Annotated in this window: 13 protein-coding genes; 3 read left to right on the top strand and 10 right to left on the bottom strand. The window is 37.1% G+C overall.

Translation table 11 applies throughout. From position 1 onward, the window contains the following. Positions 1-68: 68 nt before the first annotated feature. The gene (locus AC5YDM_RS04595) at positions 69-1,400 is read right to left on the bottom strand and encodes a GGDEF domain-containing protein (RefSeq protein WP_496150947.1); all 1,332 of its coding nucleotides are present in this window, start codon (positions 1,398-1,400) and stop codon (positions 69-71) included. Positions 1,401-1,789: 389 nt separating this feature from the next. Continuing rightward, positions 1,790-2,578 (bottom strand): hypothetical protein, encoded by a 789-nt coding sequence (locus AC5YDM_RS04590; RefSeq protein WP_496150946.1) that lies wholly within the window; start codon positions 2,576-2,578, stop codon positions 1,790-1,792. Positions 2,579-2,996: 418 nt separating this feature from the next. On the opposite strand from AC5YDM_RS04590, the gene AC5YDM_RS04585 reads away from it, so the two are divergent. Beyond that, a complete protein-coding gene (locus AC5YDM_RS04585; RefSeq protein WP_496150945.1) occupies positions 2,997-3,737 on the top strand; it encodes a DsbA family oxidoreductase in 741 nt (246 codons plus the stop codon). 206 nt (positions 3,738-3,943) lie between these two features. Here the strand turns inward: AC5YDM_RS04585 and AC5YDM_RS04580 are convergent, their stop codons facing one another. Further along, the gene (locus AC5YDM_RS04580; RefSeq protein WP_496150944.1) at positions 3,944-4,144 is read right to left on the bottom strand and encodes a dodecin family protein; all 201 of its coding nucleotides are present in this window, start codon (positions 4,142-4,144) and stop codon (positions 3,944-3,946) included. A 558-nt stretch (positions 4,145-4,702) separates the two neighbouring features. Here AC5YDM_RS04580 and AC5YDM_RS04575 point away from each other — a divergent pair. Next, positions 4,703-5,926 (top strand): hypothetical protein, encoded by a 1,224-nt coding sequence (locus AC5YDM_RS04575; protein WP_496150943.1) that lies wholly within the window; start codon positions 4,703-4,705, stop codon positions 5,924-5,926. 105 nt (positions 5,927-6,031) lie between these two features. Here AC5YDM_RS04575 and AC5YDM_RS04570 read toward each other — a convergent pair whose 3' ends face one another. The 7 genes from AC5YDM_RS04570 to AC5YDM_RS04540 all read right to left on the bottom strand — a co-directional run bounded on the left by AC5YDM_RS04570 (position 6,032) and on the right by AC5YDM_RS04540 (position 13,298). Further along, positions 6,032-6,301, bottom strand: coding sequence for a hypothetical protein (locus AC5YDM_RS04570; RefSeq protein ID WP_496150942.1), 270 nt, complete (start codon positions 6,299-6,301; stop codon positions 6,032-6,034). 204 nt (positions 6,302-6,505) lie between these two features. Then, the gene (htpG, locus tag AC5YDM_RS04565; protein WP_496150941.1) at positions 6,506-8,425 is read right to left on the bottom strand and encodes a molecular chaperone HtpG; all 1,920 of its coding nucleotides are present in this window, start codon (positions 8,423-8,425) and stop codon (positions 6,506-6,508) included. Between the two features lie 127 nt (positions 8,426-8,552). Beyond that, on the bottom strand, positions 8,553-8,900 hold the full coding sequence (locus AC5YDM_RS04560) for a lysozyme inhibitor LprI family protein (RefSeq protein ID WP_496150940.1): 348 nt from the start codon (positions 8,898-8,900) through the stop codon (positions 8,553-8,555). Positions 8,901-9,058: 158 nt separating this feature from the next. Continuing rightward, on the bottom strand, positions 9,059-9,661 hold the full coding sequence (locus AC5YDM_RS04555) for an OmpW/AlkL family protein (RefSeq protein WP_496151240.1): 603 nt from the start codon (positions 9,659-9,661) through the stop codon (positions 9,059-9,061). 326 nt (positions 9,662-9,987) lie between these two features. Beyond that, positions 9,988-10,566, bottom strand: coding sequence for an OmpW/AlkL family protein (locus AC5YDM_RS04550; RefSeq protein WP_496150939.1), 579 nt, complete (start codon positions 10,564-10,566; stop codon positions 9,988-9,990). Between the two features lie 304 nt (positions 10,567-10,870). Continuing rightward, the gene (locus AC5YDM_RS04545) at positions 10,871-12,283 is read right to left on the bottom strand and encodes a Na+/H+ antiporter family protein (RefSeq protein ID WP_496150938.1); all 1,413 of its coding nucleotides are present in this window, start codon (positions 12,281-12,283) and stop codon (positions 10,871-10,873) included. A gap of 145 nt (positions 12,284-12,428) precedes the next feature. Further along, complete coding sequence (locus tag AC5YDM_RS04540) at positions 12,429-13,298, bottom strand: alpha/beta fold hydrolase (RefSeq protein WP_496150937.1); 870 nt, start codon at positions 13,296-13,298, stop codon at positions 12,429-12,431. A 124-nt stretch (positions 13,299-13,422) separates the two neighbouring features. Between AC5YDM_RS04540 and AC5YDM_RS04535 the strand changes: the two genes are divergently transcribed. Beyond that, positions 13,423-13,911 (top strand): PaaI family thioesterase, encoded by a 489-nt coding sequence (locus AC5YDM_RS04535; RefSeq protein ID WP_496150936.1) that lies wholly within the window; start codon positions 13,423-13,425, stop codon positions 13,909-13,911. The last annotated feature ends 13 nt before the right edge of the window (positions 13,912-13,924 follow it).

Here is a 13,924-nt window from a genome sequence, read left to right as displayed (position 1 = left end):
TAACACCATTGAAAAAGGATGCTCTCTTGCATCCTTTATATTGTTCAAACTTTAATACTAAAGAACGATTAATGATTAAAAACGTACTGTTTTTTACCATTGGCTTTCGCGTTGTATAAACCCTGATCTGCACGTTGCAACAGTCGAATATGCGTATCCAGATTAAACTGATTAAACATCGTGGCACCGATACTGACGGTAATATCTATCTGTTCGCCTTTAAAGTGAAAGGGCTGCTTCTGACAGGCAATGATAATCGCATCGCAAGTATTCCGACATTGTTGAGCAGTCGCTTTAGGTACCATGAATAAGAACTCTTCTCCACCCCACCGTGCAATCATGCTTTCCTCAACCTTCAACTGCCGAAGAATCGATGTGATGTGATTAATGACCAAATCACCAACATAGTGACCGTATTGATCATTCACCTTTTTAAAATTATCGATGTCTAAAAGTAATAAATATCCATCACTAAAGTTTTCATCATTTAGGACTTTTTCACGTACATAACGTCTATTTTTTAATGCGGTGAGTTCATCTCTAAACATCATCCGTTCGTAGCTTGAACTTAAACGCTTATTGTTCAAATAAATTTCACAGACAAATAGGAAGATAATTAAATAACATCCCAATGCAAGTCGATACGAACTCAAACGCGATAACATATGGGTTTCAGACGCAGACCAATATTCCCCTGCCAATGGCAACGAAACATAGACGCTACATACAAAAGACAATGAGCCGATGAGAAAGCTAAACTCTCGCAGTTTGCATTTGAAAATGAAATAACACATCAAAAATGGAAAGATGAAACATGCGTAAAAAATCGGATCAATCGAGATAAAGTACTGAATAATCCATGCTGAACAGATCAATGCATAGTCTGTCCATGGAATATTTTTCCAATGACTCATCCCATACAAGATGCACATCACACTCATTCCCGTTGCAAACTGCTCCAGAAAATAATCCAAGAATTCGTAATAATTTAGACCGAATTCAAAGATCATCATAAACAGCAAAGCACCGACCGCAGAACTGATGATGTTTGGAAAAGTAATCACAAAGGTGTGGTAGTACTTAAACTTAGATGCCCGTTCAGCAATCCAATAATACACCCACATGAAAATTACGACTTGAACCGCACCAATCACACTAAGAAGAACTTTAAAATCAATAGGCTTAGTTTGATCAAACAGATAAGACGCGATAAAAACTGAACTAAATGAGAACAGTAAAGTGAATAAAGTGCTATTCACCACTTTTCGATATTGAATCAAATAGTACACGGTGATGATGTTGATGATCCAAATCGGGCTAATCACCAATTCATGCGTGTAGGCGATCGATAGCGACGAAAGAATAAAAACAACCAGCCAAAGCACAACAATATTTTTCATGCGAATAATGATCTTTTGATGGCATCACCGAAAAGCCCATCTAAACAGACGAGCAATATTTTTTCCGCATAAATTATAAGCGTATTTAAGTGATTAGACATTTTCTGTTTTCAATATGAAATTTAAGAGGTTCACGCTTTACTAGAGATTCGATATTCAACTCACATTTAATACTCAGATTTAGTACTCAGCTTTAATACTCAAAGTTATAAGCCTCTATCAATGCAGAAGCCTTTTTCTAGCGCCATATTAATCAATTTAAAGGTAATCATTGTTGCTTTAAAGTTGAACAGTGTTTTGGGAGAGTCTGTTCAACTGACAACTCAACATGCTCACAATAAAATGACATCTCACATGCAATTAAATTTTAAGCATGAAAACCTATGCGATTAAGATGTCGCTTGTGCAACAGATGTAGGCTCTACAGAATGATCCTCTTCTGATTCAAACACCGATGCATTTTGCTTTTTGAGTTCCTCAATTTGCGTTTGGAACTCATTGATTTCGGCATACAATACATTGAATTTACGCACATCTTCATCTTGTTCAAACAAGATCTGGTCGTCTTTTTTAATCCATTTTTTGGATTTCAACATTTCAAACATTTCTTCTGCACGTTTCATAATCTCAAGCTCAATATGTAACAACGCCAATTCATTACTCGAATCTCGCGTGAGCTTAAGTTTATCCGACATCGATTGTTTGAGTTTTTTGTTCACCTCTAAACTTTCAACATCCGTAATGGCTTTTTCAGTAATGGCTTTATTTTTGGCTTGGAATTCAGTGGTTGCTTTGCGTACTGTACTGAGCATTGACTTGGTTTGTTGATAGGCTTGCTGACGATCTTTGTCTAAGCGTGCAATATTTAAAAATTGATCCCACTCTGCACCATCTAACTGACGTAAATAGCTATTACGTGCCTCAATATTATCCACCCAATAGTTCAAGATAAATTCAGACATGATTTTATAATCACCATCTAAACGGTCATCTTCAATATTCAAGGTAATCGGCTTTTTCCAATTTTTGGCTTGAACATATAAGGTTTCCATTTTCTCAGTCATAACTTTATCAAACACTTTTTGGTCGGATACCTTCGTGTTCAAATGATCTTGATAAAAGAAATAACCACACAGAGACACAATCAAGAGCGTAATTAATATTAAGATGCGGCGCATACGCACCTCCAATACTCAGCAGTTTTTTTAATGTCTTGTGGCATATCCAGCCAGTAGACTTTCTGTTCGAAAATTAAGCTTTTATATCATAAAGTTATGATCAGTTTAACACTTTTTTAAAATATTTAGCCATATTGCACATTTATTAAATTTTATTTGTTCTAGATTTAAAAAAATCTTCACAATGTCATTGAATTATTTATAATTTATCGCTTATTTATTGTGCAAAAACAACTGTTTTTTAGCGCTTAATGATTAAATCTTTCGCTATTCACGGTGAAATACATTCAAAACTCAACCAATCTTGTCATTGTGTATTCACTCAAATGGATAAAACGCTGTGTTGTTGATTTAGCCCTTTAATTTTTATGTTATTGCCCACACTATATGCATAATGATTGTGGTTTAGAGAAATAACATGCGTGTAGATATTTGGTCAGATGTAGTATGCCCTTTTTGCTTTATTGGTAAAAAACGTCTAGAAAAAGCTGCTGAGCAAGCAGGTGTTGAACTTGAAATCTTCTGGCACAGCTATCAACTTGATCCAGATGCTCCTATACGCCAAGAAAAATCGAACTCTGAGCGCCTTGCTGAAAAATACAATCGTAGCATTGCTGAAGTAGAAGAAATGCAACGTAATATCGCAGCTATGGCAAAAGAAGAAGGCATCGAATTCAACTGGGAAAATGCCAACTCAGGCAATACCTTCAATGCTCACCGTATTATTCATTTAGCACAAAGCTTGAATTTGGGTAATGAAGCTAAAGAAGCATTCTTTTATAGCTATATGACTCAAGGTCTAGCGATTGGTGAACGAGAGACGATTGAAGATGTTGCTGCTCGTATCGGGTTAAATCCAAATCAAGTTGAAGACGTCCTTAATTCAGATGAATTTGCAGAATTTGTAAAATACGACGAAGAAGTCGCGCGTGATCAGCTGAAAGTGACCGGTGTTCCTTTCTTCGTATTTGATCAACGTGTTGCATTGGCTGGTGCACAACCTGTTGAAGTCATGAAAGATGTATTGACCAAAGCTGTTGCAACGATGAAAACAGAAGATGAACTTCAACAAGAAGCTGAGGAAAAAGCATCTGAAAATACAGCACAAAATGATGCTTTGATCTGTTCAGATGAATCTTGCGAAGTGCCTAAAAGCTAATTTTTAAATCGGATGATGACCTAAGGCTGTGAATAAAAACTTTGCTCATCCATCAAAACGATAAAGCCCTCTATAGAGGGCTTTATTTTTTAAATTTTGAATTTGAATACTTTCAGTTTCCATTCTGTTGAGCACGATCAATCATCCTAAATCAATAACTCTCCACCTGATGATGATTCATTAAACTCAACATCGAGTGAATTACCCTACTCCACTAAAAAGCTAATTTTAAGATTGACACGATACTCTGCAATTTTATTTTCTTTAATAATGACTTTTTGTTCATTAATCCAAGCACCTTGGACGTTTTTAACCGTTTCTGTTACTTTCGCAATGCCAGTCTGAATTGCATCTTCAAAACTTTTGGTACTGCTTGAATTTACTTCAACAACTTTTGCAATTGCCATGTGTCCGTACTCTTTTAGGTATTTGAATTTTTATCTTATTCCTCATTCCTCAAGAAGAATAGATGATTAAAAATTATACAAAGGAAAATTACAGATAAAATACAATCCTCTGATATAGGTACACATCCCGTGTATAACACTACATAAATAGAATACAGCGTTGCATAAATGATGCCTTTCAAGCCTCTATTTTCATTTACAATTAGTTTATCGAATTACTCGCGCTGTAATTTCTTTGATTTATTTTTCTTATTTTATAAGATAAAAAAGCCTCCAAATTTGGAGGCTTTTTTATGTCTTGATTTCGCCTACCATTTTTAGAATTATAATATCTATTTGTTTTTAATATATTTTAAAAATATAGAGTCAAACCCAGAATCTACATTTCACTCTTTAAACCCACCCAATGTTTTTTGATTCATGTTCTTCGTCATTCAGAATGACTTTATTCATCGCATAAAATTTGTTAAAACCATAGTGAAACTAAGATTTTATATAGAATACAAATCCTTCATCTGATGTGGATTATTCCCTCATTCAACCATTCAGCATGAACTTATGACGATGATAAAGATCAGAACAATAGCTTTTAACCCAACAGTATTGACGCTCGCTGTCGCTCTTATTTCTACTCAGCATATTTGGGCGAACAGTAATGATTCAACACAACACATTGCCTTACCTGTCGTGGAGAAACAACAAACAACGCCCTTTGCCTTTAAAGAAAAAACGGTGAATGAAGAGGGTCAATCCACCCTTCCCAATGCTGAGACCATTGATCAACGTGCCAAGCAAAGTTGGGGACTACTTCAATATATTCCACAAGCAATCGATTCAACACCGACTTTTTTACCTGAACAATCTGATCACCGAATACTGCAAGATACTGCTGTGACGGAAGATCTAACATGGGCAGACCGTAAACAAAAATCGATCCGCAATTGGGCAGATCGTACTGCCCATAAAATGGATAGTTGGTTTGGTAAAACGGATCCGAATGATCTTGCCAAAGCCACTTTAAGGGTTATTTTCGATAATCGTTGGGATAAACATGATGGTTATGAAATCAAACCCCGAATTCGCGGAAAAATAGATTTACCAACTTTAGAGAAGAAAGTCAGTGTCATTTTTGGTGATGACTCTCTCGACAATGAAATTGAAAATAATGTCGCCATTACAGATGAAAACCCATCCAATGCAGAGGATAAAAAATTTGACTCAACGCGTACACGAGATGCCAATAGTTCCATCGCATTACGTTGGTCACAACTCTCTAAGTCCTTACCTTTTGAGATGGATGCTGATCTAGGTATTCGTTCAGGCGACGACATCTACGCAAGACTTAAAGCCACCAAAGACTGGCAACTCAGCAATGATTTTAGCTTTCACGCAGAACAAATCTATCGTTATGGCATCGACAGTGAAAACTATCTGAGAACCAACCTTGAATTAACCCATGCTCGTCCTGGTGAAGCCTTTTTATCAAACCAGTTTTATCTGACTTATGCAGATGAACAGGACGATGATCTCACTTGGGATAACCGCACTTATCGTCAACATCAGTTCTTCCATGGAAATAACTTTAACTATGGCATCTATACTGGTGGTTATTACAACAATAACGATTTGAGGCTCAACAGTTGGGGACCATTTGTATCATGGCGCCAACCAGTCTGGCGTGAATGGTTCTTTGTACAAGGCGATTTAAACTACTATAACGATAGTCGTGAAGATCACAGCCATTATCCTCGAGCATTGGTACGGCTCGAAGCAATCTTCTAAATCCTTGATCACTCCCTTCAGCTTATAGCATTCAATAAAAAAGCCCATCTGATGGATGGGCTTTCGCAACAATGCGAATAAATCGTTATTAAATTAGATCATCAATTAGCGACTTATTGAAACTCGATCATTACGCATGATACGGCGTTTCTTGTCGGTTGATGGTTTTTCAACGTTAGAAACTGTATAACTCACTCGATCATTGCGTACCACACGCTGTTGATCAGAGAATGGATTTATATCATATTGCGCAATAGGCTTAGTAATGGAGATACGATCATTACGCATGTCTTTTTTAACTGTATCCGCCCAACTAGAAGGCATGGTTACAAATAAAATGAGTGTCGTCATACCCATCGATAGCACAGTCTTCATCAGAAATTCCCAAATTTAATAATCGCTATTATAGATTAATATTTGAATATTAATTTAATATTATGATCAATAGGTGGACGGAATTAATGATGTATTTCATTGAGAGTTTGAATCAGTCCTCTAAACCAATAACATTAACCACGCTGGGAAACTCAAGTTAAATCCATAAAAAAACCTCCCGAAGGAGGTTTTTAATCATACAAGTTATTTTAATAACAAGCTGTTGATTCGTTTTAAATAGCTTGCTGGGTCTTCAGGTAAACCACCCTCTGCGATCACAGCCTGATCAAAGATCACATTGGCTAAATCATCAAACTGAGCGGATCCTTCAAGCTTTTTCACCAAAGGATGCGCTGGGTTAATTTCAAGAATCGGCTTAGACTCTGGAACATCCTGTCCTGCTTGTTTGAGCATACGAATCAATTGTGGAGATAACTCACCTTCACTCGTTACCAAACATGCTGGAGAATCGACTAAACGTGTGGTGACACGTACTTCAGATGTCTTCGTCTTAAGTGCATTCGTTAACTGATCGACTACAGGCTTAAACTGTTCCGCTGCAGCTTCAAGTGCTTTCTTCTCTTCAGCATCTTGTAAATCACCTAAATCCACAGCACCCTTAGAAACGTTCTGCATTGGCACGCCATCAAATTCATGTACGAATTCCATCGCCCACTCATCCACACGATCTGCCATCAATAAAACTTCAATGCCTTTTTTCTTGAACAATTCGAGCTGTGGTGAATTCTTAGCAGCTGCCAGACTATCAGCAGTGACATAGTAAATCGCTTTCTGCCCTTCTTTCATTGCTTCTTTATAAGCAGTTAGAGAAGTTGTCACATCATCATTGGTTGAAGTTGAGAAACGTAAAAGTTTTAAGATACGATCACGGTTACCCATGTCTTCGCCTAAACCTTCCTTAATCACAGAACCAAATTCAGCATAGAACTTCTTGAATTTCTCTTGATCTGCGTCGTCTTCTGATTTTGCCAAAGCATCTAACGTCGTTAAGATACGGCGTGCATTCCCTTCACGAATGGTTTTGACATCACGGCTTTCTTGAAGTAATTCACGACTGACGTTCAATGGTAAGTCTGCACTATCCACAACACCCTGAACAAAACGTAAATAGTTCGGAATCAGGTTATCCGCATCATCCATAATGAAAACACGTTTCACATACAGTTTGATACCAGCTTTCGCTTCACGTGTAAAAATATTGTGCGGTGCTTTGCTTGGAATATAGAGTAGCTGCGTATATTCAGTACTGCCTTCAACACGGTTATGTGCCCAAGCCAAAGGTGCTTCAAAGTCATGGCTGAGATTTTTATAAAACTCAACGTATTGTTCTTCAGTTACTTCACTTTTGTTGCGAGTCCACAATGCGCTTGCAGAGTTAATCACTTCCCATTCATCCGTCTTTACATACTGACCTGGCTTTGCTTCTTCACCTTCAGCAGCTTCTTCTTGTTGCCAAATCTCTTTTTGCATTTCAATCGGCAAGCTGATGTGATCTGAGTATTTATTGATGATTTGTTTAACTTTATGAGACTCTAAATAATCAAAAGCATCATCACGTAAATGCAGGATAATATCTGTTCCACGTGAAGCTTTATCAATTTGAGCAACTTCAAAATCACCTGTACCACCACTGATCCAACGTACACCTTCTGATGCATCCGTTCCTGCACGACGTGATTCAACGGTAATTTTATCGGCAACAATAAAACCTGAGTAGAAACCAACACCAAACTGACCAATCAACTGAGCATCAGATTTCTGATCACCACTCAACTTAGACATAAAGTCTTTGGTGCCAGATTTAGCGATCGTTCCTAAGTTATCAATCGCTTCTTGCTGACTTAAGCCAATCCCATTATCAGAAATTGTGATGGTCTTGTTGTCTTTGTCTAAAGTGACACGAACATGCAGCTCTGGGTCATTTTCATAATATTCAGGATGGTTAATCCCTTCAAAACGTAATTTGTCACATGCATCTGAAGCATTTGAGATCAATTCACGCAGGAAAATTTCAGGGTTTGAATAGAGAGAATGCGTCACTAAATGTAATAGTTGAGCTACTTCTGCTTGGAAACTATGCTTTTGTGTACTGCTCTCGCTCATGAATCACTCCTTAAAATTAGACATAAATTTTATTTATGCATAATGAATGGAGTGGCTTCGTTATTTTTCAATAGCAACAGATCAAAAAATGAGAATAAAGATGGATATATTCAAAAGAAGATCGATTTTAGAATGGACCTTGTTTATAAACTCTGTCCATATACATATCTAGTTTTTGCTGACGCATCTCATAAACATGTTTTAAACATTCAACATTATTTTGGCATTCATCTCGTAGCTCTAACCAGCGTACTTGTTCTGCACGAATTTCGGAACGCATTCCCATCGGGACTAAACGACGAATAATATTATAAGTCGTCACCATTTTGACATCTGCATCATTCAAACTGAGGGTATTGCAGATCTGATGCTCAGTAGTGGTTTGTGCTTTAGTACAATTGAAGCTCGCTGCATGGGCTTCAACCATGAACACGAATGCTGTAAAGACCATGCCAATGCTTAATTTTTTTTTCATTCTATTTTACTCATGACTTACAAACAGCTTACTGAGTTTATGAAATGAAAGAAATGGTAAAATTGTTCACATTAATCTGAATGCTTATCTCAATAAAAATTGATTCAAAAAAACCTTATCCCTTGATAAGGTTTCGATCTCTAAAATTGATTTAAAAACTAGAATCTGTAGCTATATCCTAATGTATATACCAAAGGATTGACCTCTAACGTCCCTATATCTTTCCCATCAAGCTTTACATCACTTTCAACTTGCGCATAACGCACATCGACAAATACACCAAAATCAGATGATTCTGCTGGCTTAAAATTAAAACCCAATTGCCCTGCAGCGCCATACGTGACATCAGCTTCTAACTTAGAATCACTACCTCTTAGTTTTTCGTCCCAAGGCACAGCAACAGTTAATCCGGCCCCAATATAAGGTGTAAAGCGACTCGAGTTTTTAAAATGATACTTGCCTGTTACTGTTGGTGGCAAATGTTTAAAGCTTGCAGCCTCGACCCCATCTAACGCAATATTATGTTTAAATGGCGCTACTGCAAGTAAAAGCTCCGCTGAAAAATTTGTATTTCCAAAAAAATACTCAACCGATGGAGTCAAATTGAACTCATGGCTAACATCCGCCTTTGCAGCAGCAATTGTGCCATTATTGCTTGTAGGTGCAAGTAAGCTTCCGCCTACTTTCAATTGCCAATTCCCTGCCTGAGCCACTGTAGCTACGCTCAACACTAATGCCAATCCAATGAATGATTTATAAATATAAGTATTAAACATGTTTATGACCTCTTATTTTTACGTTATATATTCTTAAAATTTTTAAATGACTCGTCTCTTGCTACTTATGAAATTAAAAAGAATTTAGAAGTAAGTTGAGATGATCAGAATCATTGAACAATGCAAACTTTAGGACTTTATAAATAATTTATGAAATATCCATTTGTCATTTCAATATCGGAAATTTGTTATTAATTAATAAACGCTAAGCTTAGAGACAAGAGGGCTTAAACATAAAAATACTTATTGTAGAGATTAAAAAAAACTCGGCATGAAAGCCGAGTTTTTTTTAATCTCTACACTACAAATGCTTAGAATTTGTAGCTATAACCCAATGTGTAAATTACTGGGTCGATATCTAAATCAAATTTGTCACCAGTTGTTAAAGTAACTTCTGGACTAATTTGGGCATAACGAACATCAGCAAATACGCCCCAATTTTTTGCGTCAGCAGGTTGGAAATTAAAACCAATTTGACCGGCAAAACCAAAAGACTCTTTAACATCTTTAGCAAGGCCTTCCTCATCCCAAGCGATGAAAGCAGTACCACCGACACCAACATAAGGTGTAAAACCTGTTGAGTTTTTAAGATGATATTTTGCTGTGATTGTTGGTGGTAAATGTTTAATTTTCGCTACTTTTTCGCCGCCAGCTAAAATGTCATGCGAAATAGGAGTAGCCAAAAGTAATTCAGCAGAGATATTCTCATTAAAGAAATATTCTACAGATGGTGTAAATGCCAATTCATTATCAGCTTCTACTTTTGTACCACCTAAGTTGTAATCACCTGTTGGTGCAACTGCAGAACCACCTAACTTAACTTGCCATTGACCTGCCATTGCAGATGCAGAAAGACCCATTAATGCAACGAGAGCAACTTGCTTTAACATTTTAAATTAACCTCTGGAAGAATATTACTATTAAAATAAATATTTAAAACAATAATAAACATTCATTTGATTAATATGCAATAGCATTAAATTAAACAATTCTTTTAATATTTATATCTAATTGATTATTATGTATATTTAATTAAATTGACTAATTTACTCGGCTTTAAAGACGGCGTTAAAATTTTAAATTAATATAAGAATATTTATTATTAAATTATTTTAAAACCAACCATTTTAATATGGATTAAAATAAAAAAAGGCGATGTTAAAATCGCCTTTCTTAATATTTATTCAATGCTAATCAGAGCACCATTGCTGCAACCCAACCAAAAATCAATAATGGAATATTGAAATGGATGAATGTCGGAACAACCGTATCCCAAATATGATCATGTTGACCATCAACCCCTAGACCTGCTGTAGGACCTAATGTTGAATCAGAAGCTGGAGAACCTGCATCACCGAGTGCCGCTGCTGTACCAATCAATGCAATGGTCGCTAGCGGTGAGAATCCAAACTGCATACACAGCGGGACATAAATAACCGCCAGTACAGGTACACTTGAGAATGATGAACCAATACCAATTGTAACGAAGAGTCCAATGAACAACATCAAGAATGCAGCCAATGCCTTACTATCGCCAATAATGCCCGTCACACTGTTTACAAGGTGATTAACATCACCTGTCGCAGTCAACACGGCAGCAAAACCTTCAGCAGAAATCATAATGAAGCCGACTAACGCCATGATACGCATACCCTGGACAAAGATATCATCGGCTTCACGCCATTTGAAAATCCCTGCTGCAGAAAGCACAGCGAAACCGACCAAGCCACCTAACATCATTGACCCTGAATAACGCTGTACCAAGAATGTTAGCACTACCGCTAGAATCGCCATTAACATGGTTGATCTTGCAATCACAGGTGCTTTAGCTGCTTCAATTTTCAATTCTTCAGCATCATGTTCAAGTACTGCATCTGTTGCACGAATCGGTTTATCTAGATCGATATGAGATACAACTTTGACATTACGGTCTTGGTAGACACGTGGCTTACGATAGGTAATAAATACCGCAACCAATGCACCAATCACCATACCAAGAACAGAGATTCCCATACCTACAGGCATCATCCAACGTTCTACTTGTAGGCCGTACTCAGCACCAATTTTGTTGATATTTCCCATTAAGATTTGTTCAAGGAAAATCGCACCAAAACCTGCTGGAATCAGAATATACGTCCCTACTAAACCAAGCGTCAAGACACATGCGGCTGCACGTCGATCGAGATTCAGATGGTTCATGACTTTTAATAATGGCGGGATCAATACTGGAATGAAGGCAATATGAACAGGAATAATATTTTGAGAACAAATTGCAGCAATCAACAAAATACTCATCAGTAAATATTTTACTTTTCGAGTTTGGCTGTGGCTGACCTCTTTGCCCAAAATACCAATAAGCTTGTGTGCCAATAAATCAGGAAGTCCAGACTTCGATAGCGCTAAAGCAAATGCACCTAAAATTGCATATGTCAACGCAACTTCAGCACCCTTACCCAATCCATCGTTAAATGCTGTTACGGTCTCAGGGAGCGTTAAACCCGCCACCAGACCACCAACAATAGCTGAAATCACCAATGTAAAAACAACGGAAACTCGTGCCAGTGATAAAACAAACATCACTAGAATCGCAATGACGACTGCATTCATGGAATAAATTTTTAGATAATAGAACAGACGATTATTTTAACAGATTCACATTCAATTCACTTTAATTTAATCGGATGCCTACATTTAGGCATCCGACTTACCGTTTTGGTCAATGAGTAACCTTGATATATAACTTAATTGCCAATTACTGATGACTTTGCGCAAAAGTCTGAATATAACCTGCAATTTCTTCTGGGCGACTCAGTACTGCCCAATGGTTCGCATCAACATCAACACGTTGAAAATGCTCTGCCCATTTTGGAATTTCATCAATCAACTCTGGACTCACAAAATTATCGCGTTTGAGTACAACCGCCTGTACAGGACAAATCGCATGACGCTTACGAGGCATGGTTAGACGTGGAATAAAATTAGCACGATATAATCCAATGCCGTGCTCTCCATCCTTTGAGATATTTTGATTGAGTGGCAGTCCTTTGGTTTTTTCTAATTGATTAAGTACTTTGCCCCAACGCTCTGGGTTGAAAAAATGCCAAACAGTTGGTGCCAATATTGGTAGTTGAAATGCCACGATATACCACGACTTAAACAACTGCTTAAAAAATTTTGATTTTTCATGCTTAAACTGATTGCGCATCCAAAAAGCAGCATGGTCTAAACAAGGTCCTGAAATAGTAGTATAGGACAAAATTCTATTTTTAAATTTAGCTTCAGTCACCGATTCCCAAGTTTGAATAGAACCCCAGTCATGAGCTGCAATATGAAAGGATCGCTGGGGAAGTAACGAATTCACAACACTTTCTAAATCTAGCGATAATTGGGCTAAAGTATAGGCTTTGATCCGCTTTGGAACAGTAGATTCACCTGCTCCACGCACATCATAAGTCACGATATAAAAGTCCTGAATCAGGTGATTGATTATCGGCTCCCAAACCTCCTGATTATCAGGATATCCATGGACTAAAACCAAGGCTGGTTTGGATTGATCACCCCAAGTTTTAGCATAGAGTTTTTGTTGATCTTGAGTATCAATCCAGTAAGATTCAAATTGCATAATGTGACTTCCTTATTGTTTTATTATTGACCAATAAAATACGTGTATAAGGCATTTTGATCAATGTCAGGATATTTTTTCTATCTTAGTATGCAATTTCAAGCCATAAAAAAAATTGACCGAAATGAGTATTTTAAAAAAGTTGGCGACAATCCCTTTTATTTCTAAATATATGTTTAATCATTTTGCACCCTTTCAAGGTGCAGGCATTGTGATTGATAAAATTGATCTGAAAAATTACCATATTCGCGTAAAAATGCCGCTTACGCGACAAAATAAGAATATTGTTGGGGTTCATTTTGGTGGCAGTCTATATGCCATGGTTGACCCATTTTATATGTCGCTGTTGATGCATCATCTAGGCAATAAATATATCGTTTGGGACAAAGCGGCCAATATTGAATTCTTAACCCCTGGTCGTAGTACGGTTTATGCTGATTTTAGGTTAAATGCAGAAGAAATCAAAACGATTAAAGAATTGGCACATAATTTTGCACCTGTGTATCGTAACTATGAAATAAACATTTTAGACGAGTCTGGTTCACGAGTAGCCAAAGTCAATAAAACGCTTTATATACGCCGAAAAAAAGCGCATGGCAGTCGTTTCAAATAAAAAAAGCGCTTTT

It is taken from the genome of Acinetobacter sp. CY81 (assembly GCF_059515925.1).
This window is presented reverse-complemented; position numbering and strand designations above follow the sequence as displayed.

What these genes read in the sequence shown, in the direction of transcription:
- AC5YDM_RS04595 (WP_496150947.1), bottom strand. Translation starts at nt 1,400, where the DNA reads ATGAAAAATATTGTTGTGCTTTGGCTGGTTGTTTTTATTCTTTCGTCG.
- AC5YDM_RS04590 (WP_496150946.1), bottom strand. Translation starts at nt 2,578, where the DNA reads ATGCGCCGCATCTTAATATTAATTACGCTCTTGATTGTGTCTCTGTGT.
- AC5YDM_RS04585 (WP_496150945.1), top strand. Translation starts at nt 2,997, where the DNA reads ATGCGTGTAGATATTTGGTCAGATGTAGTATGCCCTTTTTGCTTTATT.
- AC5YDM_RS04580 (WP_496150944.1), bottom strand. Translation starts at nt 4,144, where the DNA reads ATGGCAATTGCAAAAGTTGTTGAAGTAAATTCAAGCAGTACCAAAAGT.
- AC5YDM_RS04575 (WP_496150943.1), top strand. Translation starts at nt 4,703, where the DNA reads ATGACGATGATAAAGATCAGAACAATAGCTTTTAACCCAACAGTATTG.
- AC5YDM_RS04570 (WP_496150942.1), bottom strand. Translation starts at nt 6,301, where the DNA reads ATGAAGACTGTGCTATCGATGGGTATGACGACACTCATTTTATTTGTA.
- htpG (WP_496150941.1), bottom strand. Translation starts at nt 8,425, where the DNA reads ATGAGCGAGAGCAGTACACAAAAGCATAGTTTCCAAGCAGAAGTAGCT.
- AC5YDM_RS04560 (WP_496150940.1), bottom strand. Translation starts at nt 8,900, where the DNA reads ATGAAAAAAAAATTAAGCATTGGCATGGTCTTTACAGCATTCGTGTTC.
- AC5YDM_RS04550 (WP_496150939.1), bottom strand. Translation starts at nt 10,566, where the DNA reads ATGTTAAAGCAAGTTGCTCTCGTTGCATTAATGGGTCTTTCTGCATCT.
- AC5YDM_RS04545 (WP_496150938.1), bottom strand. Translation starts at nt 12,283, where the DNA reads ATGAATGCAGTCGTCATTGCGATTCTAGTGATGTTTGTTTTATCACTG.
- AC5YDM_RS04540 (WP_496150937.1), bottom strand. Translation starts at nt 13,298, where the DNA reads ATGCAATTTGAATCTTACTGGATTGATACTCAAGATCAACAAAAACTC.
- AC5YDM_RS04535 (WP_496150936.1), top strand. Translation starts at nt 13,423, where the DNA reads ATGAGTATTTTAAAAAAGTTGGCGACAATCCCTTTTATTTCTAAATAT.